This window comes from Lentzea sp. NPDC051208 (genome assembly GCF_040682435.1).
In the GTDB taxonomy this organism is placed as follows: domain Bacteria; phylum Actinomycetota; class Actinomycetes; order Mycobacteriales; family Pseudonocardiaceae; genus Lentzea; species Lentzea kristufekii.
The window spans coordinates 61,672-86,841 of sequence record NZ_JBFBAW010000010.1; the positions used below are offsets into that span (position 1 = coordinate 61,672).

Genomic DNA, 25,170 nt, shown 5'->3' on the forward strand with positions numbered 1-25,170 from the left:
GGTCGCCGTCCGCGGGCTCGGCCGGTGCACTTGTTCGTCCGCTTGAACCCTGCCTGGTCGTCGGACCCGCCCTGGTGCCCTGCGCCGCAAACTAGCCGCTGAATTCCCTGCTGTCTCGCGCCGCACGCGGGGCGCTTTCGTACTGTCATGCCGCACGAAAGCGCCCCGCGTGCGGTTGAAGCACGACGCGGATGAGGTGGCGTGCGACTGGTGGAGCGACGTCCAGCGGCGAACTTGCGGCGCGGCACATCAGCTGACCGGCGTCGTCCAGGTCCCGATCGTGTCGAGCAGGTGATCGATCATCGCGTCGGTGACCGGGCGGCGCTCGAACATGCTCCGGAAGACCAGGGGACCGATGAGGATCGCCGGGGCGTCCAGGAGGTCGGCTGACGCCTGGAGTTCGCCGGTCCGTGTCGCCGAGTCCAGGGCTGTGCCGAGCTGGCCGCTGATCGTGGCGATGAGCTGCTCTCGCCGAGCGGTCGCGCCGGGCTCCTCCGGTGCTCCGTGGAACAGCGCCGCGGTCACCGCCTGCACCTCGGGCAGGGCCAGTTCGTCGGCGAGTGCGCGCATCTGCCGCGCCAGCCACGGGCGGACGGGTGGGACGGGGTCCCGGAAGAACGGCATCCGGACGCCGGCCATCGTGTCGTCGAGCAGCATGCTCGGCTGTGGCCAATGGCGGTACACCGTCGCGCGTCCGACTCCCGCGCGCTTGGCGACGTTCTGGTGGGTGACCGCGGCCGGGCCGTCCTCGCGGAGCAGCTCCCGCGCGGCGGAGAGGATCGCCTCGCGGCTGCGGGTGACGCGCGGGTCGGTGGAGTCGGCCATGGCGACATCTTATGAGACAACTTGACTCAGAAGCACGCGGGGCAGCAGAGTGGGACTTGTGAGACAAGTTGACTCAAAAACTTCTCGGTTGCTGGTCCTGGGTGCGAGCGGTGGCACTGGGCGGGCTGTGGTCGACGTCGCGCTGCGAGCAGGGCACGTCGTCACGGCCGTCGTGCGCCGCGGCGATGCGATTCCTCCCGCGCCCGGCTTGACCGTGGCGGTATTTCCGGTGCTGACCGATCTGGCCCGCGTCGTCGCGGGCCACGACGCGATCATCAGCGCGCTCGGCACCCACGAGCGCGGCCCGTCCACGGTCTGCTCGGACGGCATCCGCGCCGCGTTGCTCGCGATGGAGGAGACGAACGTGCGCCGCCTCGTGGCCGTCAGCGCACACGGCGCGGCAGAGAGCCGTGACCGCTCGCTGTACTCGCTGCTGCTCTGGGCGTCGGTCAAGCACAAGATGCGGGACAAGGAGAAGATGGAGGCGCTCATGTGCCAGTCCGATGTGGACTGGACGATCGTCCGGCCACCCGCGTTGAAGGACAGCCCGGCGACCGGCGGCTACCGCGCGGGCAACGATCTGCGCATCACCGTGACCTCCTCGGTCTCGCGCGCCGACCTGGCCGACTTCCTCGTGCGCGAGGCCGTGCGACCGGCGTTCGTCCGCCAGACCCCGGGGATTGCCGCATGAACGTCCACAGTGGTCAGACCGACCTGAGCGGCCAGGTCGCGCTGGTGACCGGTGGCGCCGGCGGAATGGGCAGGGTCATCACGGCGGAACTGGTCCGTGGCGGCGCCCGCGTCGTCATCACGAGCCGCGACCGGGAACGTGGCGAAGCCCTGCGGCGCGAGGTCGGTGCCGACCGGGTGGAGGTGCTCACCGGCGACCTGGGCGTCCGCCGCGACCTGCACCGGCTCGCCGCCGAGTTCGCGCGACGCCACGACCGGCTGCACCTGCTGATCAACAACGCCGGGGCGCACTACCGCGACCGGCGGCTGACCGCCGACGGCGTGGAAGCGCACCTGGCCGTGAACCACCTGGCCGGGTTCACGCTCACCTACCTGCTGCACGACCGTCTCCTGGTCGCCGCGCCCAGCCGCGTCGTCAACGTCGTCTCGGCGACCATGTCCGACACCCGCGCCGTGCCGCTGCTCGGCAGGCCACGGCCTGTCCCGCTCGACCTGGTCGGCGTCAACGATCTGCGCGAGCTCAATCCCGCTGAGGGCTTCGCGCCGTTCACCGCCTACGCGAGGGCCAAGTTGCTGAGCACGATGTGCGGCTACGTCTTCGCCGACCGGTGGCACGACGAGGGAGTGACGGTGAACGCCGTGCATCCCGGGCTCGTGAGCACGAGCATCGTCGACGACATCACGCCCGCCGTGCTCAAGCCGTTCCGGTCCTTGATCCACAGTCGTCTGCTGACACCGGAAGAAGGCGCGGCGGCCGCCCTGCGCCTGGCCACGGACCCCGGCCTCTCGACCGTGACGGGTCGCTACTACTTGCGGGACAAGGAAGAGCGGTCGCCCAGCGTCTCCTACGACCCGGCTGCGCGTGCCCAGGCCTGGCGGCTCAGTGCCGGCTGGGCAGAGCTCGGTGCCTGAGCGCGGGCGCGAGGGGGAAGGGCCTCCACTCGCGCCGCACCGGGTGCTCAGCTCAGGAGCAGGCGTAGAACCGCGTCAGGCTTTCCTGCGGACCACCGGCCGTCCAGTGGCCGCCTAAGGTGGCGATCATGACGAAGCGCCAGTGGACCGCCGACGACCTTCCCGACCTGACCGGCCGCACCGTCGTGGTGACCGGCGCGGCCAGCGGGGTGGGCCGGGGCACGGCGACCGCCTTCGCCGCGGCGGGTGCGCGCACAGTGCTCGCGGTGCGCGACGTCGCCGCCGGTGAGCGGGCAGCGGCCGCCATGCCCGGTACCACCGAGGTCCGTGAACTGGACCTGGCGAACCTGGCGTCGGTGCGCGCGTTCGCCGAGGGCTGGCAGGGCGGGCTCGACGTGCTGGTCAACAACGCCGGGGTGGCGATGACCCCGCACGGCCGCACGGCGGACGGGTTCGAGCTGCAGTTCGGCACCAACCACCTCGGCCACTTCGCGCTGACCAACCTGCTGCTGCCCTCGATCACCGACCGCGTGGTGACCGTGGCCTCCGGCGCGCACAAGGCGGGCGTGCTCGATCTCGACGACCTCGACTTCGCCCGCTCCGGCTACACCCCGGTGAAGGCCTACGGCCGGTCGAAGCTGGCGAACCTGCTGTTCACCCTGGAACTGGAGCGGCGCTGCCGCGAGGCCGGGTCGTCCGTGCGCGCGCTGGCCGCGCATCCCGGCTACACGGCGTCCAACCTGGGTACCAAGGGGCGCAACCCGCACCTGGTCAAGGTCGTGCACCTGGTCGGGCGTCACCTCGCGCAGACCGAAGCACAGGGCGCGCTGCCGTCGTTGTACGCGGCGACCCAGGACCTGCCGGGCGCCGGCTACGTCGGCCCGGACGGGCGGTTCGAGCTGCACGGCCATCCCGCGCTGGTCGGCCGGTCGGCGGCGGCCAGCGACCCGGTGCTGGCGCGGCGGCTGTGGGAGGCGTCGGAGCGGCTCACCGGGGTGACCTTCCCGCTGGCCGCGAAGTCCTGAGCTCCGCCGGCGAGGATCAGCTCGGCGAACAGGTCAGCAGCATCGTGGCGATCAACGCCGCGGCCGCTGTGATGGCGGGCAGCGTCAACGCCGTGACTCCGGCGATCCCGCAGGACAGCAGTCTGCGGGTGTGGTTCGGCATCCGGCGGCGGCGTTGCAGGCGGTCCAGGCGCGTTCCGAGCGCGTCCCTGCTCATCGCGAGCGCGGAGTTCGGAGCACCGTGGCACGACACCCGCATCAGCGCGGCACGGACGGTCTCGACGCCGTGGGTGCGTGCCGAGGCCAGGTCGGCGGCCATTTCGACGAGTTCGCGGATCGTCGTGGCCGCGCGCTTGAACAGCGGCAGGACCGGCAGCGTGGCGGCTACGGCGTCCGCGGCGGCGACCAGCAGGTGATGGCGGCCGGCGAGGTGCGCTCGTTCGTGGTCGAGCACGGCGTCGACCTGGCTGGGGGTCAGGTGGCGGTGCAGTCCCTCGGTGGCCACGACGACGCCGGGCCTGCCCGCGAGGCTGAACGCCAGCGGACGGTCGTGGTCGAGCCACACCGTCGGATGCGCACCGGCCTCCCGTCGTCCGGCCAGGCGAAGCACCGCGAGGTGTTCCTCGCGGGCGCGGGCTCGTTGCCGGGTGCTGCGAGCCCCGACGAACGCCAGCCGGACGAGCAGAGCGGTCAGCAGCGTGCCGCCGGTGAGACCGCTGATGACCTCGACCGTCGGCGTGGTGCCGTGGGACACCGACTCCCAGCAGTGGTGCAGGGTGTCGAGAGCGCCGAGGCCGTGTTCGGGGAGCACGAGCAGCACCACGGCCGCGGTCGAGGTGATCACGACCGCCACCACCGAGGCGATCCACGCGACCAGCGCCACCACGGGATCGCTGATCCGCCCCAGCACGCGCGGCGCCAGCCAGCCCATCGCGGCGCACCCGAGCAGCAACGTCAGCGCGACCGTCATCGTCCCGAGGACTTCCTGCGCAACGCGCGGCGAAGCACGGCTGACTCCTCCGCGGTCGCGGACTGGGCGAAGTGCAACAGCGCGGCCTCCGGGTCGCCCGAGGCGACGAGCACGTCCCGCACGGCGTTCGCAGCCGCTTCGGCGCGGGTGATCGTGGGCTGGTACCGGTAGGCGTTGCCTTCGAGCTCGCGCGTCACCCAGTCCTTGCGGTGCAGGTTGTCGAGCACCGTGAGGACGGTGGTGTAGGCGAGTTGTTTGCCGGTGTCCAGCCGTTCCAGCACCTGGCGCACCTTGAGCGGCTCCCGGGCGTGCCACAGCACGTCCATCACCGCCGCCTCCAGCTCACCGAGCCCGCGCATCCCTCACACCCTTTCCGCAGAGCCAGAAGTATGCCTGCCGGACGTAGGCGTCCCTGAACTCCAGGTACTTCCGGGTCTGCCGTTCGCCGGCCTCTCGGCGTGACGGTGTTCCGGCTCGCGGGTGTGCGAGCCGGAACACGGATCAGACGGTCTGCCTGTTCGCGCTGCGGAACCCGCGCAGCCGCAGGCTGTTGCTCACCACGAAGACCGAGGAGAACGCCATCGCGGCCCCGGCGATCATCGGGTTGAGCAGCCCGAGCGCGGCCAGCGGCAGGGCGGCCACGTTGTAGGCGAAGGCCCAGAACAGGTTGCCCTTGATGGTGCCGAGCGTGCGTCGTGACAACCGGATGGCGTCGACCGCCGCGCGCAGGTCGCCCCGCACGAGCGTGAGGTCGCTGGCCTCGATGGCGACGTCCGTGCCGGTGCCCATCGCGAGTCCGAGGTCGGCCTGGGCGAGCGCGGCGGCGTCGTTCACGCCGTCGCCGACCATGGCGACCACGCGGCCCTCCGCCTGCAGCCGCTTGACCACCTCGACCTTGTCCTTCGGCAGGACCTCGGCGATCACCTCGTCGATGCCGACCTCGGCGGCCACGGCCTTGGCCACGGCCTCGTTGTCGCCGGTCAGCAGCACCGGCCGGAGGCCGAGCCGGCGCAGTCCGGCGATCGCCTCGGCCGAGGTGGGCTTGACCGTGTCGGCCACGACCAGCAGACCGCGCGCCTCGCCGTCCCAGGCCACCAGCACGGCGGTGCGGCCCTTGTCCTCCGCCTCCTTCTTCGCGGTCGCGAGGTCCTCGCCGAGCCGGACGCTCCACTCCTCGAGCAGCCGGGCCCGGCCGACCAGGACGGCGTGCCCGCCGACGACACCCTGGACACCGAGTCCTTCCAAGTTCTGGAAGCCCTCGACTTCGGGCAGCTCGCCGATCCTTGCGACGGCGCCGGTGGCGATCGCCCTGGCGATCGGGTGCTCGGACGCGTGCTCCAGAGCACCGGCCAGACGCAGCACCTGCTCCTCGTCGGCGCCGTCCGCCGCGTGCACCTCGACCAGGCTCATCTGCCCGCTCGTGACCGTGCCGGTCTTGTCGAGCACGACCGTGTCGACGCGGCGCGTGGACTCCAGCACCTCGGGACCCTTGATCAGGATGCCCAGCTGCGCACCACGACCGGTGCCGACCAGCAACGCCGTCGGCGTGGCCAGGCCGAGCGCACACGGGCACGCGATGATCAGCACCGCCACGGCCGCGGTGAACGCCGCGGAGGCACCCGTCCCCGCGCCCAGCCAGAACGCCAGCGTGCCGACGGACAGCGCGATGACGATCGGGACGAACACCGCGGAGATCCGGTCGGCGAGGCGCTGGGCCTCGGCCTTGCCGTTCTGCGCGTCCTCGACGAGCTTGGCCATCTGCGCGAGCTGCGTGTCCGTGCCGACCCTCGTGGCCCGCACGACCAGCCGTCCGCCCGCGTTGACCGTGGCACCGACCACGGCGTCACCGGTGGTGACCTCGACCGGCACGGACTCGCCGGTGATCATGCTGAGGTCGACGGCCGAGCTGCCCTCCTCGACCACGCCGTCGGTGGCGATCTTCTCGCCCGGCCGGACGACGAACCGGTCGCCGGCTCGCAGCTGGTCGACGCTGACGCGCTCCTCGCGGCCGTCCCGCAGGACGGCGACGTCCTTGGCGCCGAGTTCGAGCAGGGCGCGCAGCGCGGCACCGGCGCGGCGCTTGGACCGCGCCTCGAAGTAGCGGCCGGCGAGGATGAACGTCGTCACGCCCGCCGCGACCTCGAGATAGATGTTGCCCGCGCCCGACATGCGCTGCACGGTCAGGTCGAAGCCGTGCGTCATGCCCGGAACGCCCGCGGTGCCGAAGAACAGCGCGTACAGCGACCACAGGAACGCCGCACCCACGCCGAGTGAGATCAGCGTGTCCATGGTGGCGGCACCGTGCCGCAGGTTGGTCCACGCGGCCTTGTGGAACGGCCACGCGGCCCACACCACGACGGGTGCGGCCAGCGTGAGCGAGAGCCACTGCCAGTAGGTGAACTGCAGCGCGGGGATCATCGCCAGCGCGATCACCGGCACGCTCAGCACCACGGACGTGATCAACCGCCGGCGCAGTGGCCTGGTGGGGTCTTCCTCCGCGACCGCCACGTCGGTCTGCGGGGGAGTGGGGAGTTCGGCGGTGTAGCCGGTGTTCTCGACGACCTTGACCAGGTCCTGCGCGGTCAGCGACTCGGGGAAGCTGACGCGCGCCTTCTCGGTGGCGTAGTTGACCGTCGCCTGGACGCCGTCGAGCTTGTTGAGCTTGCGCTCGATCCTGGCGGCGCAGGAGGCGCAGGTCATGCCGCCGATGGACAGTTCGATCTCACTTGCCGGTGAGCTCATGGAACGCGCCTCCTCTTCGAGGGTGTCGTGCTCAGCCACCGTGACCACCGTGGTCGTCGGTCGGCGTGGGCGTGGCGGTCGTCGGTGCGGGCGCGGGTGCGGAGCCGCTGGTGTGGAGCGTGAAGCTCGCCGTGCGGACCTTGCCCTCGTGCTGGAAGTCCAGGAACAGCCGGTACCGGCCGGACGTCGGCACCTCGACCGCGAACTTCACGTCGGGGCCGGCGCCGGGGGCGTCCTGCGGATGCACGTGCAGGTAGGCGAGATCGGCCGCGCGCAACGCGACCAGGTGGCCGTTGGCGCCCAGGTAGGGCTGCAGGTCCGTCACGGGCTTGCCGTCCTTCGTGACGGTGGTGGTCACGGTGGACTCGGCGCCCGCGGTGAGGTCGCCGGTCAGCCGGACGACGTAACCGTCCACCGCGGACTCGCGGAAGTCCTCGGCGAACTGCTGCGGCTCGTACGCGCCGCCGACCTGGATGTCGGCGCCGAGCGTGGTCTTCGCGCCGTTCTCCGGCTTGAAGTCCGCGAAGACGCGGTAGCTCCCGGCCGCGGGGAGGGTGAGCGGGACCGACCAGGTGCCGTCCTCGAACATCTCCGGATGCACGTGCTGGAAGCCGGAGCCGTCCCGGCGCACCAGCACCAGGTGGAGCTTCTTCTCGTGCTCCACGTCGAACCTGGTGACGGTGGCGCCGCTGCTCGTTCCGATCCTGAAGCTGAAGGTCTGCTGCGTCTGGGCGGGCAGGGTGTTCTGCGCGAGGGTGAGCACGTAGCCGTTGTCCGCGACGGAAAGTCCTGGTGGGAGCTTGCCCTCCGCCGCGCCCTGGGCCGGGGCGGGCTGCTCGGCGCCGCGCTCGGTGGCGTTCGGCGTGGACGGAGCGCCGAACGGCTCGGCGGCCGCGCCGGCGGCCCATGCGCCGCCGAAGACGATCGCCAGCACACCGGCGTAGGCGGCCACCTTGGTGGCGGTGTTCATCTGGCTCTCCCTCAGCTGCTGACCAGCGTGTAGCCGGCCTCGGTGACGGCGGCCCGGACGTCGTCCTCGGCGACGGGCTGGTCGCTGGTGACGGTGACCAAGCCGGCGTCGAGCTCGACGGCCACGTTCCGCACGCCGCCGATCTGGCTGATCTCCTCGGTCACCGAGCTGACGCAGTGCCCGCAGGTCATGCCGCTGACGGTGAAGACGGACTCGGACATGGGGTGCTCCTCAGAAGTGGTTCGAAAACGCCGGAGTCAGGAGCGGACCAGGCGGGCGATGGCGTTGCTGGCCTCGGCGATCTTCTCGTCCGCGGTCGTGCCGCCCTCGGTGATGGCCTGGCTGACGCAGTGCTTGAGGTGCTCGTCGAGCAGGTTGAGCGACACCGACTGCAACGCCCTGGTCGCGGCGGAGATCTGGGTGAGGACGTCGATGCAGTAGTCGTCGTTCTCGATCATCCGCTGCAGCCCGCGCACCTGACCCTCGATGCGCCGCAGACGCCGCAGGTGGTCTTCCTTGTTGTCGGTGTAGCCGTGCATCTACCGCTCCTGTCGATCGGTCCACCGCGCGGCCGGTCGTGGATGACCGGGGGAACGGCGGGCGCTTGCCACCTTTATACCTATGGGGGGTATGGGTGTGCAAGGACTCCGGCGGTACGGGGTAGGGGTATCTGCTGTGAGGTGGCGCTCAGTGCTCGGCGGGATGTGCCCGGCCTCGGCGAGCAAGAACGCCGGACGGACCGCTGTGTGCGTTCCGCCCGGCGTTCACCGCGTCGGCGTTACTTCAGGAGTGCCTGCATCTCGGCGATCTCCGCCCGCTGGGCGGCGATGATGTGCTGCGCGAGCTTCTTGGCGTCGGCGCTGGAACCCTTCTCCTGCTCCGCCTCGGCCATCTCGACGGCACCCTGGTGATGCTTGATCATCATGTCGAGCCACATGCGGTCGAACTCCGCACCGGTGGCGCCGTTGAGCTTCGCCATCTCCTCGGCCGTCATCATGCCCGGCATCGAGCCGTGGCCGGAGCCGTGATCCATGCCCGGCATCGACGTCGAGGCCGGAGCGGCACCCCACTTCGTGAGCCACTCGGTCATCTTCTTGATCTCGGGTTCCTGCGCCGCGGCGATGCGCTTGCCGAGGTCGATGACCTGCGGATTCGTGCTCTTGGACGGCACCATGGCCGCCATGTCCAGCGCCTGCTGGTGGTGACCGATCATGTCCTGCGCGAACTTGACGTCCTGCTCGTTGTGGCCGTCCTGCTGGCCCGCGGCGGACGGCGCGGTGGTGGTCGAGCTGTGCTGCATACCCGCCATGTCACCGCCGCTTCCGCAGCCCGCCAGGAACGCGACCGCGGTCACGCCGGCGACACCGAAACCGATCAGGGACTTCCTCATCATGTGCAACTTTCTCTGCTGGGAATGTGACCGTCCGAGGAACCGGTGTCGATCACAACCTCAACACGCACAAGGAGGTCAGCACCCCTCGGCCGCCGAGTGGGGGAGGCCTTGCGGGCGCACGGGGCCAGGCGGGAGCGGAAGTCGCCGGGTCGCCCGACGGGCGGCTCAGGCGCAGGAGCAGCCAGCCGAGCAGGAGCAGTGACACCGCGGCGCACAGGATCGCCATGCACATGTGCGACATGTCGTGTGCCGGTGCGGGCTCCGGTTCGTGGTGGTCGCCATGGGTGCCTGCGGTGGCGGCGATGCCGATGTGCGTGCCTGTTGCGCTCGCGTTGACGTGGTGCATCCCGATGACACCGAGAACGAGCAGGCAAAGCAGGGCCCACTGGGCCATGGTTCGCTGCGCGCTGCCGGTCATGCCACTACCGTACCTAGTAGCTTCCATCACCGACGCTTACGGGTCTCCGTGGTGCCCGGTTCATCTAGATCTGGGGTTGACACCCCTGGGGGGTATGGGAGTAACTTCCTTCCCAGGATACCCCCTAGGGGTATAAGAACTTGAAGGGGAAAGTCATGGAGCACGGCAGCCCGCAGCAAAGTCTGACCAAACTGGCCGTATCGGCGACGCTGCACTGCCTCACCGGCTGTGCGATCGGCGAGGTGCTCGGCATGGTGATCGGCACCGCGCTGGGCTGGTCCGCCCTGTCGACCATCGCGCTCGCGGTCGCGCTGGCCTTCGTGTTCGGCTACGCGCTCACCATCCGCCCGGTGCTGAGGTCGGGCCTGCCGCTGCGCGCCGCGATCGGTGTGGCCTTCGCCGCCGACACCGTGTCGATCGCCGTCATGGAGATCGTCGACAACGCCGTGATGCTGCTCGTGCCCGGTGCGATGGAGGCGGGCCTGGCGAGCTGGCTGTTCTGGGTCAGCCTTGCCTTCGCGCTGGCCGTGGCGTTCGTCGTGACGGTCCCGGTCAACCGCTGGCTGATCTCCCGCGGCAAGGGGCACGCGGTGGTGCACCAGTACCACGGTGGCCACGACGGTCATCACCAGCACTGAGTGAACCGTGGCCGCGAGGACCTCGCGGCCACGCACCTTCCAGATCTTCCGTTGTGCCGGGGTGAGCGCATCGCGCGGGCGGGGCACAAGTGTGTCCTGCCGATACCCCCTACCGGTATGGAGTACCAGAATGTCCAGTGTGGAGCAGGTGAACCGGCGCAGGTGGTGGGCACTCGCCCTCATCGCCGCCGCTCAGTTCGTGGTCATCATGGACACCTCGATCATCGGGGTGGCCCTGCCGAGGATCCAGGCGGATCTCGGCTTCTCCCCGGAGAACCTCTCCTGGGTCTTCAACGCCTACGTCGTCGCGTTCGGCGGGCTGCTGCTGCTCGGCGGCAGACTGTCCGATCTGCTCGGTGCCCGTCGCATGTTCGCCGCCGGCTGGCTGGTGCTCCTCGCGGGCTCCGTGGTCGCCGGTGCGGCGGGGGAGATCTGGGTCGAGCTGGCCGGCCGCGCGGTGCAGGGCGCCGGTGCCGCCCTGATCGCCCCGTCGGCGCTCACGTTGCTGATGATGCTGTTCGGCAGCGAACCGGCGCAGCTCGGCAAGGCGCTCGCCGTCTACGGCGCCGCGGCTCCGGCCGGTGGCACCGCCGGTGTCTTCCTCGGCGGTGTGATCACCGAGTACCTGAGCTGGCCGTGGGTCTTCTACGTGAACGTGCCGATCGCGGTGATCGCCCTGATCGCCGTTCCGGCCCTGATGCCCGCGGGCACCGCTCAACGCGGCTCCACCGACGTGCTCGGCGCGATCACCGTGACGGCCGGCCTGGCGGTGGCGGTCTACGCTGTCGTACGCGCTCCGGAAGCGGGGTGGGCCTCGGCCGAGACGATCGTCGGCTTGATCGTGGCCGTCGTGCTGCTGGGTGCGTTCCTGCTCGTCCAGGCCAAGCGGAAGACGCCGCTCGTGCGGCTCGGCATCTTCCGCACGCCCCAGCTCGGGGCGGCGAACATCGCCCAGTTGCTGCTCGGCGGCGCGTGGATCCCGATGTGGTTCTTCCTCAACCTCTACCTGCAGCAGGTGCTCGGTCTGGGTGCGTTCGCCAGTGGCTCGGCGCTGCTGCCGATGACCACCGCGATCATGGTGCTGATGGTGGTCGTCGCACCTCGTCTCACGGCGCGGTTCGGCGTCAAGCCCATGGTGGTCACCGGTCTCGTCGTGCTCGCCGCCGGTCTGGGATGGCTCGCACTGGTGCGACCGGACGGCGACTACTGGGTCGACGTGCTGCCCGCGTCGCTCGTGGCCGCCACCGGCATGGCCCTGGCGTTCATCCCCTCGCTCGGCACCGCCATCTCCAGCGCTCGCCCGGAGGAAGGCGGCCTCGCGTCGGGCATCGTGAACACCAGCTACCAGATCGGGTCCGCACTCGGCCTGGCCGCGATGACCGCGCTGGCCGCCTCGTACGATGCCGGCCGGCTCGGTGACGTGGACGCTCTGACCAGCGGTGTGTCCGCCGCGTTCACGGGTGCCGCGGGCATCGCGATCGTGGGAGCGCTGGTCGCGGCCGGGACGTTGCGCGGCAGCCGTGCAGCCGCCCCGGACACCCAGCGCGAGCCGTCCAGCGTCTGACCATCCACCTCGGTGTGCCGCCCGCCTCGCCACGGCAGGCGGCACACCGTCGCTTCGGAGGGTCTCAGGCTCGCTGGTCGAGCAGTTCGGCGACCAGGCCGCGCACCCGGCGGTCGATGTCGTCGCGGATCGGGCGGACGGAGTCGACGCCCTGGCCCGCCGGGTCCTCGAGCTCCCAGTCGAGGTAGCGCTTGCCCGGGAACACCGGGCACGTGTCACCACAGCCCATCGTGATCACCACGTCGGACGCCTCGACGTCCTCGGTCGTGAGCTTCGACGGCACCTCGGCGGTGATGTCCAGGCCCCACTCGGCGAGCGCCTCGGCGGCGGCCGGGTTGACCTTCTCGGCCGGTGCCGACCCTGCGGAGCGGACCGCGATCCTGCCCATGCCGTAGTGCTGCAGCAGCGCCGCGGCCATCTGGGAGCGGCCGGCGTTGTGCACGCAGACGAACAGCACTTCGGGGGTCTTGGTCACGGCGATCTCCTCGTGGCGGGCGTTCGTTGGTTGGATGATGCACGATCGGTGTCTCATCAGGCTAGGCTGATGTAACATTCCCGGCTGATGTCACTCGATGCTGATGTGGTGAAGGTTCTCGCCGACCCGCTGCGCGCCCAGATCCTGGAGCTGCTGGCCGGTGAGGCCCTGTGCACGTGTCACCTCGTCGAGGAGACCGGTGCGAAGCAGGCCAACGTGTCGAACCACCTGAAGGTGCTGCGCGAGGCCGGGTTCGTCGACACCGAGCCGTGCGGGCGCTTCACGTACTACCGCCTGCGGCCCGACGCGCTGCGTCGGATCGCCGACAGTCTGAACGAGCTGGCCGACCGGGCCGACTCCGATGCCAGGAGGCCCTGTTGAGCACCACCACCCCGACGGCGGAGCAGGACGTCCTGCACCGGCTGTCCTTTCTGGACCGGTGGCTGCCGGCGTGGATCGGCCTCGCCATGGTGGCGGGCATCGGGCTCGGCCGGTTCGTGCCCGGCCTGCAGGGCGTGCTCGAGGCGGTGAAGATCGACGGGGTGTCGCTGCCGATCGCCCTCGGCCTGCTGCTGATGATGTACCCGGTGCTGGCCAAGGTCCGCTACGACAAGCTCGACACCGTCACCCGCGACAAGCGGACGATGGTGCTCTCGCTGGTGCTGAACTGGGTGCTCGGCCCGGCGCTGATGTTCGCGCTGGCGTGGATCTTCCTGGCCGACCTGCCGGAGTACCGCACCGGCCTGATCATCGTCGGGCTCGCCCGGTGCATCGCCATGGTCATCATCTGGAACGACCTCGCGTGCGGTGACCGCGAGGCGGCCGCGGTGCTGGTGGCGTTGAACTCGGTGTTCCAGGTGGTCATGTTCGGTGTGCTCGGTTGGTTCTACCTCGACCTGCTGCCGGGCTGGCTGGGCCTGGGCACCGCGTCGGTGGACTTCTCGGCGTGGGAGATCGCCAAGTCCGTGCTGATCTTCCTCGGCATCCCGTTGCTCGCCGGCTACCTCAGCCGCAGGCTGGGGGAGCGGTCGAAGGGCCGGGAGTGGTACGAGTCGAAGTATCTTCCTCGCGTCGGCCCGATCGCCCTGTACGGCTTGCTGTTCACCATCGTCATCCTGTTCGCGCTGCAGGGCGAGACCATCACCGACCGCCCGCTGGACGTCGCCCGGATCGCGCTGCCGCTGCTCGTCTACTTCGCGATCATGTGGGCTGGTTCGTACGCGCTGGGCAAGGCGTCCGGGCTCTCCTACGAGCGCACGACGACGCTGGCGTTCACCGCGGCGGGCAACAACTTCGAGCTCGCCATCGCCGTCGCGATCGGCGTGTTCGGCGTGACCTCCGGGCAGGCGCTGGCCGGTGTGGTCGGCCCGCTGATCGAGGTGCCCGTGCTCGTGGGGCTGGTCTACGTGAGCCTGTGGCTGCGTCGTCGCTGGGCGGCTCGCGCTGAGGTCTGATGTCGTGGTGATCGGCGGCGGCCAGGCGGGTCTGGCCGCCGCCTACTACCTGCGCCGCGCGGGCATCGACCACGTGGTGCTCGACGCGCAGGTCTCACCGGGCGGCGCCTGGCCGCACGGGTGGAACTCGCTGCGCCTGTTCTCCGTCGCACGCCACAGCTCCCTGCCGGGCTGGCCGATGCCGTCCTTTTCGGACGGTTGTCCGACCGCGCAGCACGTGGTCGACTACCTGACGGCCTACGAGAAGCGCTACGACGTTCCCGTGCACCGGTCCGTCCGGGTGTCGTCGGTGGGCCGCGCCGATGACGGACTGCTGGTGCACACCGATGCCGGCACCTGGACCGCGCGGCACGTGATCAGCGCTACCGGTACGTGGTGGCGGCCGTTCCGTCCGCTGGTGGAGCTGCCGGGCCGCCAGCTGCACACCGTCGACTACCGGGACCCGCTCGAGTTCGCGGGGCGGAAGGTCGTCGTGGTCGGCGGAGGGAACTCCGGCGCGCAGATCGCGGCCGACCTGGCTTCGCACACGTCGCTGACGTGGATGACCCGTCGCCCGCCGCGGTACCTGCCCGACGAGATCGACGGCAAGGCGCTCTTCGACATCGCCGGCCGCCGGGCGGGTGGGGTGGGGGAGCTGGGTGACATCGTGGCCGTGCCGCCGGTCCGGGAGGCTCGGGACAGCGGGCTGCTCGTGGCCACGCCGATGGACACCGGCTTGCTGGCCGAAGCCGGCGTCGTGATCTGGTCCACCGGATTCCGGCCCGCGCTCGGGCACCTCGCGCCGCTGCACCTGCGCGACGAACGCGGCCGCGTCGCGGTGGACGGCACGAGGGCGGTGGGGGAGCCGCGCCTGCACCTGCTCGGGTACGGCGGCTGGACGGGAGCCGCGTCCGCGACCCTGATCGGCGTCGGGCCCACCGCGAAGGTCACCGCGGCGAAGATCGCCGCCTCACTCGGCCGATGACCGTCCTGGAAAACCTGTCGAGGACACCACTCCGAGCTGCCACCCTGGCGTGATGCTGCTCGCACTGACCGGCTCCAGCTGTTCAGGCAAGACCACGCTCGCCTTCTCCGTGAGCGACCGGCTGGAGCGGCTCGCCGTGCACGACTTCGACGAGGTCGGCGTACCCGAAGGCGCCGACCGCCGGTGGCGTCAGCGCATGACCGAGATGTGGGTGCGCCGGGCTCTGAAGTACCAGGACCGCGGAGTCGACCTCCTGCTGACCGGCCAATCCCCGCTGGGAGAGGTCCTGGCCGCTCCCAGTGCCCCGTTGATGGACGGGATCGCGGTGTGCCTGGTCGACGTGTCCGACGAGGTCCGGCGCAGCAGGCTCACCACGCGCGACGCCGGCCGGTGGGACGCGCCGGCGGTGGACGCCTTCCTCGGCTGGGCCGCCTGGCACCGCGAGCACGCCAGGGATCCCCGGCACCGGCCTGACGTCGTCGTCGACGACAGCTGGCCTCCCATGGCCTGGCACCGCTGGACCGGGTGGACCGCCGACGACCAGCGATGGCGCACCCACCTGCTCGACACCACGGACCGGCTCGTCGCGGAATCCGCGGATCAGGTCGAGCAGTGGGTGACTCAGCAGCGCGATGCGCTCCGAGCCGGTCGTCTCACGCTCTCGCGGGGCTGGTCAGATCTGACAGTCGCCTGAGCCGATCGTTCCTGCGGACCGTGACCACGGGCAGCGAGCGATCGGGCGGGTTTCGCCTACACCGCGGCGCGGTCTCCGCTGACGCTGGACAGCAGGGCGGCCATCCTGTCGGTGGTCTCCGGCCGCACCCGGTAGTAGACCCACGTGCCCCGGCGCTCCGAGTCGACCAGGCCGGCCTGCCGCAACAGCTTGAGGTGATGGGAGATCGTCGGCTGCGAGAGGTCGAACGCGGGCGTGAGCTCGCAGACGCAGACCTCGCCGCTGGGGCGTGACGCGATCAGCGACAGCAGCCGCAGGCGCACCGGATCGCCCAGCGCCTTGAAGACCGTCGCCAGTTCCGCGGCCTGCTCCTCGGCGAGCGGTTCCTCCGACAGCGGCTCGCAGCAGCCCCCACCTTGATTCGACATACTTCAATATTGACGCGTCTCCGCGTCCAGTGCAAACATGGCATCGAAAAACTTCGATACAACCTGGAGGAGCGCGTCTCATGAGCGAGCAGACCGAGCTGCGAGAGACCGTCCGTGCCCGCTACGCGGCCGCCGCGACCGCCGTCACCCAGGGCGGAGGCGGGTGCTGCGGCCCAGGAGCTGTGGAGGTCGACGAGACGTTCGGCGCCACGCTGTACCCCGCGGCCCAGCGGGACGAACTGCCCGCGGAGGCCGTGGCCGCCTCACTCGGCTGCGGCAACCCGATCGCCGTCGCCGAGCTCCGCGAGGGCGAGCGGGTGCTGGACCTGGGCTCGGGCGGCGGCATCGACGTCCTGCTCTCCGCGCGCCGAGTCGGGGCGACCGGCAAGGCCTACGGCCTGGACATGACCGACGAGATGCTCGCGTTGGCGATGTCCAACGCCGAGAAGGCGGGCGCCACCAACGTCGAGTTCCTGAAGGGCGACATCGAGGCCATCCCGTTGCCCGGCAACACGATCGACGTCGTGATCTCCAACTGCGTCATCAACCTCTCCGTCGACAAGCCCGCCGTGTTCGCCGAGACGTTCCGCGTTCTGCGTCCCGGCGGCCGGATCGGCATCTCCGACGTGGTGGCCGACGACCACCTCACGCCCGCCGAGCGGGCCGAACGCGGCTCCTACGTCAGCTGCATCGCCGGAGCCCTCACCTTCACCGAGTACCGCGAGGGCCTCGAAGCCGCCGGGTTCACCGGCATCGAGATCACGCCGGCGTTCGAGGCGGCCGACGGCATGCACGGGACCATCGTTCGCGCGGTGAAGCCCCTCGCCGCCGGCGCGACGGCTCCGGTTCAGGCCGAAGGGTCGTGCTGCGGTGTCAGCGCCTGCTGCACCTCGGACGAGCAGTCCGCCGACCCCGGCGTCACCGTCGTGGAGGCGAAGACCGCGTCGGGTTGCGGCTGCCAGAACTAGCCGGCTCCGCCGCACCGCCGATGTCGCACTGCTGAGCGGCGTCCTGCAGGGCGCGCAGCGCCGCCCGGCATGCGGGGCGGTTCGTGGTGCTGTCGCGCCACAACGCGAACACCCGTCGCCGGGGTGCCGGTAGCAGCGGCACGAACCGGACGCCGGCCGGTGTCGGGCCGCGCCCGAGCCGGGGAATGATCGCGGCGCCGAGCCCCGCCGCCACCACCGCCAGCTGGGTGGAGTGCTCCGAGGCGGTGTGCCTGATCCGGCGCTCGATTCCGTTGCGGCGCAGGGTGTTCTCGAGCCAGCCGTGGCAGATCTCGTCGCTGGGCCAGCCCACCCAGTCCTCGTCGTGCAGCTCTTCCAGGGTGACGGTGGCCCGGTCGGCCGACGGATGGTGGGCGGGCAGCGCCACGTCGAGAACGTCTTCCAGCAGCGGGGCGCACGAGACCCCGTCGGGCACCGCGAGCGGTTCCTCCGGCCAGTCCTGCACCACCGCGATGTCGATGTCGCCGTGACGGAGCTGGGCGATCGACTCGGTGGGCTCCAGTTCCGCGAGCCGCGCCGACAGGTCCGCGTGCCGCTGCCGCAACGTGTGCAGCACCGCCGGCAGCAGACCGCGGGCGGCCGTGGCGAACGCGGCCACCGTGAGTGATCCGGCCACCGCGCCGCGGTGGCCGGCGAGGTCGGTCTCGACTTGTTCGACCTGCTGCAGCAGCCTGCCCGCGTGTGCGGCGAGCAGGTCGCCGGCGTCGGTGAGCCGGATGCCCCGCCCGTGCTTCTCGAGCAGGCGCTGGCCGACCTCGCGCTCCAACCTGGACAGTTGCTGCGACACCGCCGAGGTGGTCACGTGCAGCGCCTCGGCGGCCCCGCGAACCGACCCCGTGGTGGACACCGCGTGGAGTGTCCGCAGGCGTTCCAGGTTCAACACATAAGCGATGCTACGCGGTTGTCCCAAGAATGTTTCGATTGCCTTAGCAACGGTGTGGCGGCAATGTCGGTGCCGCAGGAACCGACATTCGCAAGGAGACTCCGTGCACCCCGATCGTCATCACCTCGTCCTCGGCGGCGACCTTCCGGTCCACCGGCTGGGTTTCGGCGCCATGCGGCTGCCCGCGGACGACCCGGCTGCCGCGCACGCCCTGGCTCGCCGCGCGGTCGAACTCGGCGTCACCTTCATCGACACCGCCGACTCCTACGACCTCGGCCGCAACGAGGAGCTGCTGGCCGAGGCACTGCACCCGTACCCCGACGGCGTCGTGCTGGCCACCAAGGCAGGCCAGTGCCACCCCGGCGACGAGTGGATCCCGCTCGGTCGTCCGGAGTACCTGCGCCAGCAGGCCGAACTGAGCCTGCGCCGGCTGCGGGTCGAGCGCATCGACCTGTTCCAGCTGCACCGGATCGACCCGACGGTCGCGCTGGCGGACCAGATCGGCGCCTTGCGGCAGTTGCAGGACGAGGGAAAGGTGCGGCACGTCGGGCTGTCCGAGGTCTCCGCGGAACAGATCGTCGAAGCGGGGCGGATCACGCCGATCGTGAGCGTGCAGAACCGGTACAACCTCGGCGACCGGCGCTCGGAGAACGTGCTGGAGCACTGCGAACGGCACGGCATCGCGTTCCTGCCCTGGCTGCCGATCGCGCCGAGCGTCCGGCCGGACTCGCCGGTGACGGAGGTGGCCCGCCGGCTCGGGGCCACTCCGGCGCAGGTCGCGCTGGCGTGGCTGCTGCGCAGGTCGACGGTCATGGTGCCCATCCCGGGCACGTCCTCCCTGCGTCACCTGGAGGAGAACGCCGCCGCAGTGGACGTCGACCTGCCCGACGAGGACTTCGACCGCCTCGACCGGCTTGGCCAGGGCCGGGAGATGTCTCGCGCTTGAGCCAACAGCGGCCGGCTGAGACCTGCTGCCGCGGTGTGCCGATTCCGGTGGTGGCCTGGCTGTACAGTGCTCACAGGTGTGCCGGGAAGCCTGGTCGGCGTCGTTCAACGACGTCCAGACGCAGGAGCCTCCATGGACACGGCAGTCGCAAGCACGGCGATCGGCCCGATGGTCATCGCCGCGGCGGACCAGTACGACGCTCATCCGATCGTTCGGGACGACCTGGCGGCACGCATGCTTCCCGCCTCCGGGCGTCTGGTCGCGGCCGCGGCTCGCTGGCGGCCGGTGCGAAGCGCACTGGTCGCGGCGACGGACAAGAAGATCCCGGGTCTGTGGGCCGGCATGTTGTGCCGCAAGCGGTACGTCGACGACCGTCTCGCCGCCACCGATGCCGAGGCGGTGGTCGTCCTCGGCGCCGGGTTCGACACACGCGGCTGCCGGCTCCGCGCCAAGCGGGTGTTCGAGGTCGACCTGCCCGCCAACGTCGAGAGCAAGCGCTCCCGGTTGCGCGCGATCTTCGGTGAGGTGCCGCCGAACCTCAGCCTCGTTCCGATCGACTTCGAAGGTGAGCACCTCGGCGAGGTGCTCACCGAGCACGGCTACCACGCCGGCGTGCGGACGCTCTTCATCTGGGAAGCGGTCACCCAGTACCTCACCGAGGAGGCGGTGCGGGCGACGTTCGGGTTCCTCGCCCACGCGCCGGCGGGCAGCGAGCTGGTGTTCACGTTCGTGCGCAAGGACTTCCTCGACGGCACCGCGCTGTTCGGAGGCGAAGCCGCCTACCGCGAGTTCGTCGTGAAGCGCCCGATGTGGAAGTTCGGGCTCCTTCCCGGGGAAGTCGCCGGGTTCCTCGCGTCCTACGGGTGGGCCGAGGTCGAACAGCTGGGCCCACCTGAGTTCACCGAGCGCTACGTCGTGCCGTCAGGCCGTTCGTCGCCCGTGTCGGAGATCGAGCGCACCGTGCGGTGTGTCAAGGTCGCAGACCAGTGATCCGTCCGCACTGCCGCGCCTCGCCGGTGGTGCGGAACGGCTTGCTGACGCGGTCAGCCGCGTCCGTTGTGGATCCTCTCCAGCTCGTGCACGGCGGCGTCGACGCCGTTCTCGGCTCGTACCTGCTCGCCGACCTCTCCGGCGCGCTGCCGCAGCGCCGGGTCACCTGCGGCACGAGTGATCGCTTCGGCCAGCGTGGCGACGGCGAGTTTCCTGTACGGCACGGGTTCTGGTGCGACACCGACGGCATGCATCCGCAGAGCCCAATGCGGCTGGTCCGCGACGAACGGGCACACGACCTGCGGTACACCCGCGGCGAGTGCTGCCGCGGTCGTGCCTCCGCCGCCGTGGTGCACCACCGCCCGCACCCGGCCGAACAACCAGTCGTGCGGCACCTGGTCGATCACCAGGAGATCGTCCGACGAGCGCGCGGCGAGCCCGCCCCACCCGGTCGCGACGATCGCGCGCACTCCGGCTGCCCGCGCCGCTTCGGCGACGATGTCACCGGTGCGCTGGGCATCGCGCCCCGCCATGCTGCCGAAACCGAGGTAGACCGGTGCCGGTCCAGCGTCCAGGAACGCCGGCAGGTTCGGGTCCGGTGACCAGTTCGCTGGACGGGGCAGGTACCAGAAACCGGTGGTGCGCACCGAGTCCGGCCACGCGGGATCGACCGGCGTGACGAGGGAGCTGAAGGCCTGCAGAACGTGCGCCTGACGAGGGCCTTGACCACGCGAGAGGCCGAGCTCGTCGGTGCGCCAGGTGTTGACGATGCCGGCGTAGGCGCGCAGGGTCGCCGACACGGTCAGGTAGGTCGCCCGGTTGAGGAACCGGGGCAGCCGGGGGAGAGGCACCATCGGACACGGGAACGCCGAGGTCGGCACCCAGCCGGGTTGCAGCGCGGCGAGCACCGCGGGCACGCCGAGCATCTCCGCCGCGTGCTGTGCGGGCACGCTCGGCGTGTGCACCACGACGTCCGCGCCGCTGGAGCGCGCGACCGCGCCGACATCGCGCAGCACGTCGGCCATCAACGGCTTGATGCGCCTGATGGTCGACAGTGCGGTGATCTTGCCGCGGACACCGCGGTAACCGCCCTCGATCGCCTCCGCCGTCAGCGGATCTTCGAGCAACCTGTTGGGGCCGTTGTCCAGGGGCGCGAATGCGACGTCCTGCTGCAGCACGCTGGAAGCGAACGACTCCGGTGCGGCCAGCAACGCCTCATGACCCGCTTTCCCGAGCGCCACCGCCAACGCCAGCAACGGTTGCACGTCTCCGCGTGTGCCGTGGGCGACCAGCAGTGCCTTCACGGCCTCGTCCTCTCCTCGACGCCGGTGAACGCCGTCAGCCAGCGGTCGTCGGTGAACAGGCCGTGGGTCAGCATCTCCAGGCCCGCACGGGCTCCGCGCACCGCCGTCGCTGTCTCGGCGGGGTCACCGCCCAGCAAGCGGCCCACCTGGTCACCCAGGACCAGCGGCGCCAGCAACCACGACACGTAGGTGACCGCCCGTGCCTTGGCGTCCGCTGAAGCGCGCACCCAGCCTTCCTCCTCGCCTGCCGCGAGCCACGCCTCGGTGCGTTCGACGATCTCGGTGAACAAAGCGCGGGCCGCGGGCGTGTCATCGAGCAACGCCCGCGCCAGGTAACGCCGAACCGGCGTCGCCGCGTGCAGAACCTCGCCCAAGGCCTCGGTCGCGGCTTCGCCGCCGCTGCGGATGGAGTCGAGGACGTAGTCGTCGCACGCCTGCCGCAGTCCTTCCTTGGAACCGAAGTGGTGCACGACCAGGGCAGGTGAGACCCCGGCATCCGCGGCCACCGCACGGACCGAGGTCCCGGCGATGCCGTCGGTGCCGAACCGGGCGAGCGCCGCATCGCGGATTCGGGCCCGCGCCGTCAGATCGGAGACTGAACGCATGTACAGAGTATTGAACAGATGTTCAGTTCCTGTCGAGCCCGTCGGTTTGCTTCGAGTCGGTCTTTGCGGCATCTTTGCCCGCGGAGCGCCGGGAAGTCTGGTCGGCAACGCCCATCGCGAACAGTGGTGGGCTCGGCTGACGTGGACGGGGTTCGTCGATGGCGCTGGTGCTCGCATTCGGTCTGGTCCTGCTGGTCAGCGTCTCGCTGTCCGGTCTCGCCGCTCGCACGATCCTGTCGACGGCGTTGATGTTCCTGGTCGCCGGAGCCCTGATCGGGCAGGGCGGTCTCGGGCTCGTCGACATTCCGTCCAACAGCGGGTTCGTCACCGTTCTGGCTGATCTCGCGCTGTTCACGGTCCTCTTCACCGACGGTCAGCGCGCGGGCCTGGCCGACCTGAAACAGGGATGGCGGCTCTCGGGCAGGGCGCTGGGCCTGGCCATGCCGCTGACCATGGTCGGCATCGCCGTTCCGACGCACTTCCTGACCGGCCTGGACTGGACGACGTCGTTCCTGGTCGGCGCGATCCTCTCGCCGACCGACCCGGTGTTCGCCTCCGCCATCGTCGGCCGCGCCGACGTGCCGATGCGGTTGCGGCGCCTGCTCAACGTCGAGTCCGGGCTCAACGACGGTCTGGCCCTGCCGTTCGTGCTGATCTTCCTGGCCACCGCGGCGAACAGGGACACCGACTTCCTCACCATCGGCATCGAATTGGCCGCCGGGCTCGCTCTGGGCGTCGTGATCCCCGCGGTCGTGGTGCTGGCCTGGCGGCTGCGGATCTTCACCGCCGAACCCCGGCTGCAGGCGCTCGGCCCGTTGGCGATCGCGGTGATGCTGTACGCGACCTGCCACCTCACGCACGCCAACCCCTACCTCGCCGCGTTCGCCGCGGGATCGACCATCGCGACGCTGGACCGCGTTGCGGCGGAACACTTCGAGCACTTCGGCGACCTGCTCTCCGAGATCACCAAGTTCGCCGCTCTGCTCGTCTTCGGCGCGCTGATCACGCCCGAGCGCATCTCGCACCTGAGCGTGGGGGACTGGGCCGTCGCGATCATCGCGATCCTGCTCGTGCGCCCGGCGGCGATGATGCTGTCGCTGCTGCGCACACCGCTGCCCGCACGGGAACGGTCCGTCGCCGCGTGGTTCGGTCCCAAGGGTTTCGCGTCCGTGGTCTACGGGCTCCTCGTGCTGCAAGCCGGGATACCCGCCGGCGAGCACGTGTTCGACCTGGTCGCGATCACCATCGCGTTGTCGATCGTCCTGCACTCGTCGACGGACGTGCCCGTGGCGAAGGCGTTGAGCGTCGAGCCCCCGGACGGACTGCCCACCGGGCAACCTGAGCGGCCTGCCCGGGAGCAGCAGTGAGCGCGTCGCCGCCCTGACCGCCACGAAGCACGGGCATGATGTCGGCGCGACGGAGCACGGGCGTGGTCGATCAACGCCGGCGCGGTGGACGTCGATCTGTCCGATGAGGACTTCGACCGCCTCGACCGCCTCGGCCACTGACCGCGATCTTCCTGGCGGCTCCGTGCCGGGGGTGCGTTCCGTCGCGGCGCACCCTCGGCTTCGTGCGCGCCTGTCAGAAGATGATCTCGCAGTTGGACAGTGACTCGAAGCGCGAGTCGCAGCGGTCGGCCGGACCGGCGCCGCCGTCGCCGACGTCCAGACCGGCCGGATCGGTGAGCGTGTCGTTGCCCGCGTCGCCGTTGACGATGTCGTTTCCCGCGCCACCGTCGAGGTCGTCGACGCCCGCACCACCGTTGAGGCGGTCGTTGCCGTTGCCGCCGTCCATCCGGTCCGCGCCGTTCTGCCCGTTGAGCGTGTCGGCACCGTCGCCACCGCTGACGGAGTCCGCGCCCGCTCCCGCGTTGACGGTGTCGTCGCCCGCGCCGGCTTCGACGTTGTCCGCCGCCGCGCCGCCGTTGAGCGTGTCGTTTCCGGCGCCGCCGTCGAGACGGCCGGGACCCTCGCCGCCGAGGAGCGTGTCGGCGCCCGCTTCGCCGTTGAGGGAGTCAGCGCCCGCTTCTCCAGCGGCCCAGTCGTTTCCGTTGCCGCCGAAGAACTCGTCGGCGCCCGCTCCCAGGCAGGCGATGTCGTTCCCGTTGAGACCGAACACGACGTCGTCGCCGCCGTGGGTGATGAACACGTCCGCACCGTTCGTGCCGAACAGCACGTCGTTGCCGTTCGTGCCGATCTGCGTCGCTGTCTGTCCGTTGCACGTCTGCGGTGGCTGAGCCGTCGCGATCCCGGTCGGACAGAGCACCAGACCCGCTGTGACGAGAACAGCGGACACCACTGATCTTCGCTTGTCATCCATGTCAGCAGTGTCGTGCTGTGCGGGGTGACGGCCCAAGGGGCCAAATCTCATCGCCGCGCAGTTCGTCCTTCCGAGACCATCCGCAGAGCTGTTGCCAGCCAACGCAGTTCTTCAGTGGCGTCCGGCGCGGTTCGCTGCCCCCGCACCCGGCCGACAAGCCCGCGATATCGTTCCGCGCCCGCCTCGATCCCCGCTTCCAGCGACACCAGCACCGCGCGCGGATCGGCGTCGCCGAACATGGCCGAGATCAGCTCCGCCGCGGCGGGATCGTCGGGGGCGATGCCTTCTTCCCTGGCGCGCGCGACTTCGTTCACCACCTGCCGGGCCCACCAGATGTTCGCGCCGGGTGGTGCCTTCTGCCCGGGGGCGGGGGTGTTCAGTTCCAGGAATCGTCCCAGCCGGGCGCGGAAGTCCGGGTCCTGCACGAGTTCTGCCAGCTCGATCCAGGCGTCGACCTGGTCGGGCGTGGGATCCTCCGGCAGGTCGATGCTGAGTTCGCGCACCCGCTCACGCAGTTCCGGTGCGATGTCGAGGCGACCGAACACGTCGGCCTTGAAGTCGTCGATGATCTGCGCGCGTTCGGTGGCTGAAAGCCGTGCCAACCGGTTCATCAGTGCTGTCTCCTCGGGGGTGGATCGACGTTTCGACACGGTGGACAACACGGCGCGGCTCACCTTCAGGGCGCGGATCTGCGTGTCGATCGCGGCCACGTGCGCCGCGGCGACCTCGGCGACCGTCGCCTTGCGTTCGAGCACCCGGCGCACGTCGTCGAGTCCGAGACCCAGCTCCCGCAGGGTCCGGATGAGCTCGACGCGGGCTACGCACGCGGCGTCGTAGAGCCGGTAGTCGCTTGCCGTGCGGCCGGCCGGCGTGATGACGCCCTCGTTCGACCAGAAGCGCAAGGTGCGTGCCGAGATGCCCGTACGGCGTGCGAGCTGGCCGATGGTGAGCAGGTCCGTGCTTTCGTCCATGGACCAATCGTCGACCTTGCAGCCA

Annotated in this window: 29 protein-coding genes; 13 read left to right on the top strand and 16 right to left on the bottom strand. The window is 70.5% G+C overall.

What is annotated here, in order from left to right; all coding sequences use genetic code 11:
- Positions 1-249: 249 nt before the first annotated feature.
- Complete coding sequence (locus AB0M48_RS24610; RefSeq protein ID WP_363846125.1) at positions 250-825, bottom strand: TetR/AcrR family transcriptional regulator; 576 nt, start codon at positions 823-825, stop codon at positions 250-252.
- 88 nt (positions 826-913) lie between these two features.
- Between AB0M48_RS24610 and AB0M48_RS24615 the strand changes: the two genes are divergently transcribed.
- From AB0M48_RS24615 to AB0M48_RS24625, 3 genes are all read left to right on the top strand, one after another.
- Positions 914-1,516 carry an NAD(P)H-binding protein gene (locus AB0M48_RS24615; protein ID WP_363846127.1) on the top strand — a complete coding sequence of 201 codons (603 nt, stop codon included), beginning with the start codon at positions 914-916 and terminating at the stop codon, positions 1,514-1,516.
- Complete coding sequence (locus tag AB0M48_RS24620; RefSeq protein ID WP_363846129.1) at positions 1,513-2,427, top strand: SDR family NAD(P)-dependent oxidoreductase; 915 nt, start codon at positions 1,513-1,515, stop codon at positions 2,425-2,427. The genes AB0M48_RS24615 and AB0M48_RS24620 overlap by 4 nt, the downstream gene beginning before the upstream one ends.
- Positions 2,428-2,555: 128 nt before the next feature.
- Complete coding sequence (locus tag AB0M48_RS24625; protein ID WP_363846132.1) at positions 2,556-3,452, top strand: oxidoreductase; 897 nt, start codon at positions 2,556-2,558, stop codon at positions 3,450-3,452.
- Positions 3,453-3,468: 16 nt separating this feature from the next.
- Here the strand turns inward: AB0M48_RS24625 and AB0M48_RS24630 are convergent, their stop codons facing one another.
- The 8 genes from AB0M48_RS24630 to AB0M48_RS24665 form a co-directional block, all read right to left on the bottom strand.
- Positions 3,469-4,401 carry a M56 family metallopeptidase gene (locus AB0M48_RS24630; RefSeq protein ID WP_363846134.1) on the bottom strand — a complete coding sequence of 311 codons (933 nt, stop codon included), beginning with the start codon at positions 4,399-4,401 and terminating at the stop codon, positions 3,469-3,471.
- Positions 4,398-4,760, bottom strand: a complete 363-nt coding sequence (locus tag AB0M48_RS24635; RefSeq protein ID WP_319984632.1) for a BlaI/MecI/CopY family transcriptional regulator — start codon at positions 4,758-4,760, stop codon at positions 4,398-4,400. The genes AB0M48_RS24630 and AB0M48_RS24635 overlap by 4 nt, the downstream gene beginning before the upstream one ends.
- 142 nt (positions 4,761-4,902) lie before the next feature.
- Positions 4,903-7,143 carry a heavy metal translocating P-type ATPase gene (locus AB0M48_RS24640; RefSeq protein WP_363846579.1) on the bottom strand — a complete coding sequence of 747 codons (2,241 nt, stop codon included), beginning with the start codon at positions 7,141-7,143 and terminating at the stop codon, positions 4,903-4,905.
- Between the two features lie 31 nt (positions 7,144-7,174).
- On the bottom strand, positions 7,175-8,113 hold the full coding sequence (locus tag AB0M48_RS24645; protein WP_363846137.1) for a hypothetical protein: 939 nt from the start codon (positions 8,111-8,113) through the stop codon (positions 7,175-7,177).
- A gap of 11 nt (positions 8,114-8,124) precedes the next feature.
- Positions 8,125-8,334: a heavy-metal-associated domain-containing protein gene (locus AB0M48_RS24650; RefSeq protein ID WP_363846139.1), complete on the bottom strand. Its 210-nt coding sequence runs from the start codon at positions 8,332-8,334 to the stop codon at positions 8,125-8,127.
- Positions 8,335-8,370: 36 nt separating this feature from the next.
- Positions 8,371-8,652 (bottom strand): metal-sensitive transcriptional regulator, encoded by a 282-nt coding sequence (locus AB0M48_RS24655; protein WP_319984628.1) that lies wholly within the window; start codon positions 8,650-8,652, stop codon positions 8,371-8,373.
- Between the two features lie 239 nt (positions 8,653-8,891).
- Positions 8,892-9,503, bottom strand: coding sequence for a DUF305 domain-containing protein (locus AB0M48_RS24660; RefSeq protein WP_363846141.1), 612 nt, complete (start codon positions 9,501-9,503; stop codon positions 8,892-8,894).
- A gap of 52 nt (positions 9,504-9,555) precedes the next feature.
- Complete coding sequence (locus AB0M48_RS24665; RefSeq protein WP_363846143.1) at positions 9,556-9,924, bottom strand: hypothetical protein; 369 nt, start codon at positions 9,922-9,924, stop codon at positions 9,556-9,558.
- Between the two features lie 155 nt (positions 9,925-10,079).
- Between AB0M48_RS24665 and AB0M48_RS24670 the strand changes: the two genes are divergently transcribed.
- Positions 10,080-10,562: a DUF4396 domain-containing protein gene (locus AB0M48_RS24670; RefSeq protein ID WP_363846145.1), complete on the top strand. Its 483-nt coding sequence runs from the start codon at positions 10,080-10,082 to the stop codon at positions 10,560-10,562.
- A gap of 130 nt (positions 10,563-10,692) precedes the next feature.
- A complete protein-coding gene (locus AB0M48_RS24675) occupies positions 10,693-12,126 on the top strand; it encodes an MFS transporter (RefSeq protein WP_363846147.1) in 1,434 nt (477 codons plus the stop codon).
- A gap of 64 nt (positions 12,127-12,190) precedes the next feature.
- Here AB0M48_RS24675 and AB0M48_RS24680 read toward each other — a convergent pair whose 3' ends face one another.
- Complete coding sequence (locus AB0M48_RS24680; protein WP_363846149.1) at positions 12,191-12,601, bottom strand: arsenate reductase ArsC; 411 nt, start codon at positions 12,599-12,601, stop codon at positions 12,191-12,193.
- 87 nt (positions 12,602-12,688) lie between these two features.
- Between AB0M48_RS24680 and AB0M48_RS24685 the strand changes: the two genes are divergently transcribed.
- From AB0M48_RS24685 to AB0M48_RS24700, 4 genes are read left to right on the top strand one after another with little or no spacing between them, the layout of a single operon-like run.
- Positions 12,689-12,982: a metalloregulator ArsR/SmtB family transcription factor gene (locus tag AB0M48_RS24685; RefSeq protein ID WP_363846151.1), complete on the top strand. Its 294-nt coding sequence runs from the start codon at positions 12,689-12,691 to the stop codon at positions 12,980-12,982.
- Positions 12,979-14,055 carry an ACR3 family arsenite efflux transporter gene (arsB, locus tag AB0M48_RS24690; protein ID WP_363846153.1) on the top strand — a complete coding sequence of 359 codons (1,077 nt, stop codon included), beginning with the start codon at positions 12,979-12,981 and terminating at the stop codon, positions 14,053-14,055. Before AB0M48_RS24685 ends, arsB begins: the two co-directional genes overlap by 4 nt.
- A 4-nt stretch (positions 14,056-14,059) precedes the next feature.
- Positions 14,060-15,019 carry an ArsO family NAD(P)H-dependent flavin-containing monooxygenase gene (locus AB0M48_RS24695; RefSeq protein ID WP_363846155.1) on the top strand — a complete coding sequence of 320 codons (960 nt, stop codon included), beginning with the start codon at positions 14,060-14,062 and terminating at the stop codon, positions 15,017-15,019.
- 52 nt (positions 15,020-15,071) lie between these two features.
- Positions 15,072-15,713, top strand: coding sequence for a hypothetical protein (locus AB0M48_RS24700; RefSeq protein WP_363846157.1), 642 nt, complete (start codon positions 15,072-15,074; stop codon positions 15,711-15,713).
- A 56-nt stretch (positions 15,714-15,769) separates the two neighbouring features.
- Here AB0M48_RS24700 and AB0M48_RS24705 read toward each other — a convergent pair whose 3' ends face one another.
- Positions 15,770-16,120 (bottom strand): metalloregulator ArsR/SmtB family transcription factor, encoded by a 351-nt coding sequence (locus tag AB0M48_RS24705; RefSeq protein ID WP_363846159.1) that lies wholly within the window; start codon positions 16,118-16,120, stop codon positions 15,770-15,772.
- An 80-nt stretch (positions 16,121-16,200) separates the two neighbouring features.
- On the opposite strand from AB0M48_RS24705, the gene arsM reads away from it, so the two are divergent.
- Positions 16,201-17,088: an arsenite methyltransferase gene (gene arsM, locus AB0M48_RS24710; RefSeq protein WP_363846161.1), complete on the top strand. Its 888-nt coding sequence runs from the start codon at positions 16,201-16,203 to the stop codon at positions 17,086-17,088.
- Here arsM and AB0M48_RS24715 read toward each other — a convergent pair.
- Entirely contained in the window at positions 17,039-18,010 is a 972-nt protein-coding gene (locus tag AB0M48_RS24715) for a LysR family transcriptional regulator (RefSeq protein ID WP_363846163.1), read from the bottom strand. The genes arsM and AB0M48_RS24715 overlap by 50 nt on opposite strands.
- A gap of 103 nt (positions 18,011-18,113) precedes the next feature.
- Between AB0M48_RS24715 and AB0M48_RS24720 the strand changes: the two genes are divergently transcribed.
- The gene (locus tag AB0M48_RS24720) at positions 18,114-18,956 is read left to right on the top strand and encodes an aldo/keto reductase (RefSeq protein ID WP_363846165.1); all 843 of its coding nucleotides are present in this window, start codon (positions 18,114-18,116) and stop codon (positions 18,954-18,956) included.
- A gap of 132 nt (positions 18,957-19,088) precedes the next feature.
- On the top strand, positions 19,089-19,946 hold the full coding sequence (locus tag AB0M48_RS24725; RefSeq protein ID WP_363846166.1) for an SAM-dependent methyltransferase: 858 nt from the start codon (positions 19,089-19,091) through the stop codon (positions 19,944-19,946).
- A 53-nt stretch (positions 19,947-19,999) separates the two neighbouring features.
- Here the strand turns inward: AB0M48_RS24725 and AB0M48_RS24730 are convergent, their stop codons facing one another.
- Both AB0M48_RS24730 and AB0M48_RS24735 read right to left on the bottom strand, forming a co-directional pair.
- Positions 20,000-21,250 (bottom strand): glycosyltransferase, encoded by a 1,251-nt coding sequence (locus AB0M48_RS24730; protein ID WP_363846168.1) that lies wholly within the window; start codon positions 21,248-21,250, stop codon positions 20,000-20,002.
- Positions 21,247-21,855 carry a TetR family transcriptional regulator gene (locus AB0M48_RS24735; protein ID WP_363846170.1) on the bottom strand — a complete coding sequence of 203 codons (609 nt, stop codon included), beginning with the start codon at positions 21,853-21,855 and terminating at the stop codon, positions 21,247-21,249. Before AB0M48_RS24735 ends, AB0M48_RS24730 begins: the two co-directional genes overlap by 4 nt.
- 158 nt (positions 21,856-22,013) lie before the next feature.
- On the opposite strand from AB0M48_RS24735, the gene AB0M48_RS24740 reads away from it, so the two are divergent.
- Positions 22,014-23,222 carry a cation:proton antiporter gene (locus AB0M48_RS24740; RefSeq protein WP_363846172.1) on the top strand — a complete coding sequence of 403 codons (1,209 nt, stop codon included), beginning with the start codon at positions 22,014-22,016 and terminating at the stop codon, positions 23,220-23,222.
- Positions 23,223-23,436: 214 nt separating this feature from the next.
- Here the strand turns inward: AB0M48_RS24740 and AB0M48_RS24745 are convergent, their stop codons facing one another.
- Entirely contained in the window at positions 23,437-24,174 is a 738-nt protein-coding gene (locus tag AB0M48_RS24745; protein WP_363846174.1) for a calcium-binding protein, read from the bottom strand.
- A 47-nt stretch (positions 24,175-24,221) separates the two neighbouring features.
- Entirely contained in the window at positions 24,222-25,145 is a 924-nt protein-coding gene (locus AB0M48_RS24750) for a MerR family transcriptional regulator (RefSeq protein ID WP_363846176.1), read from the bottom strand.
- Positions 25,146-25,170: the final 25 nt, after the last annotated feature.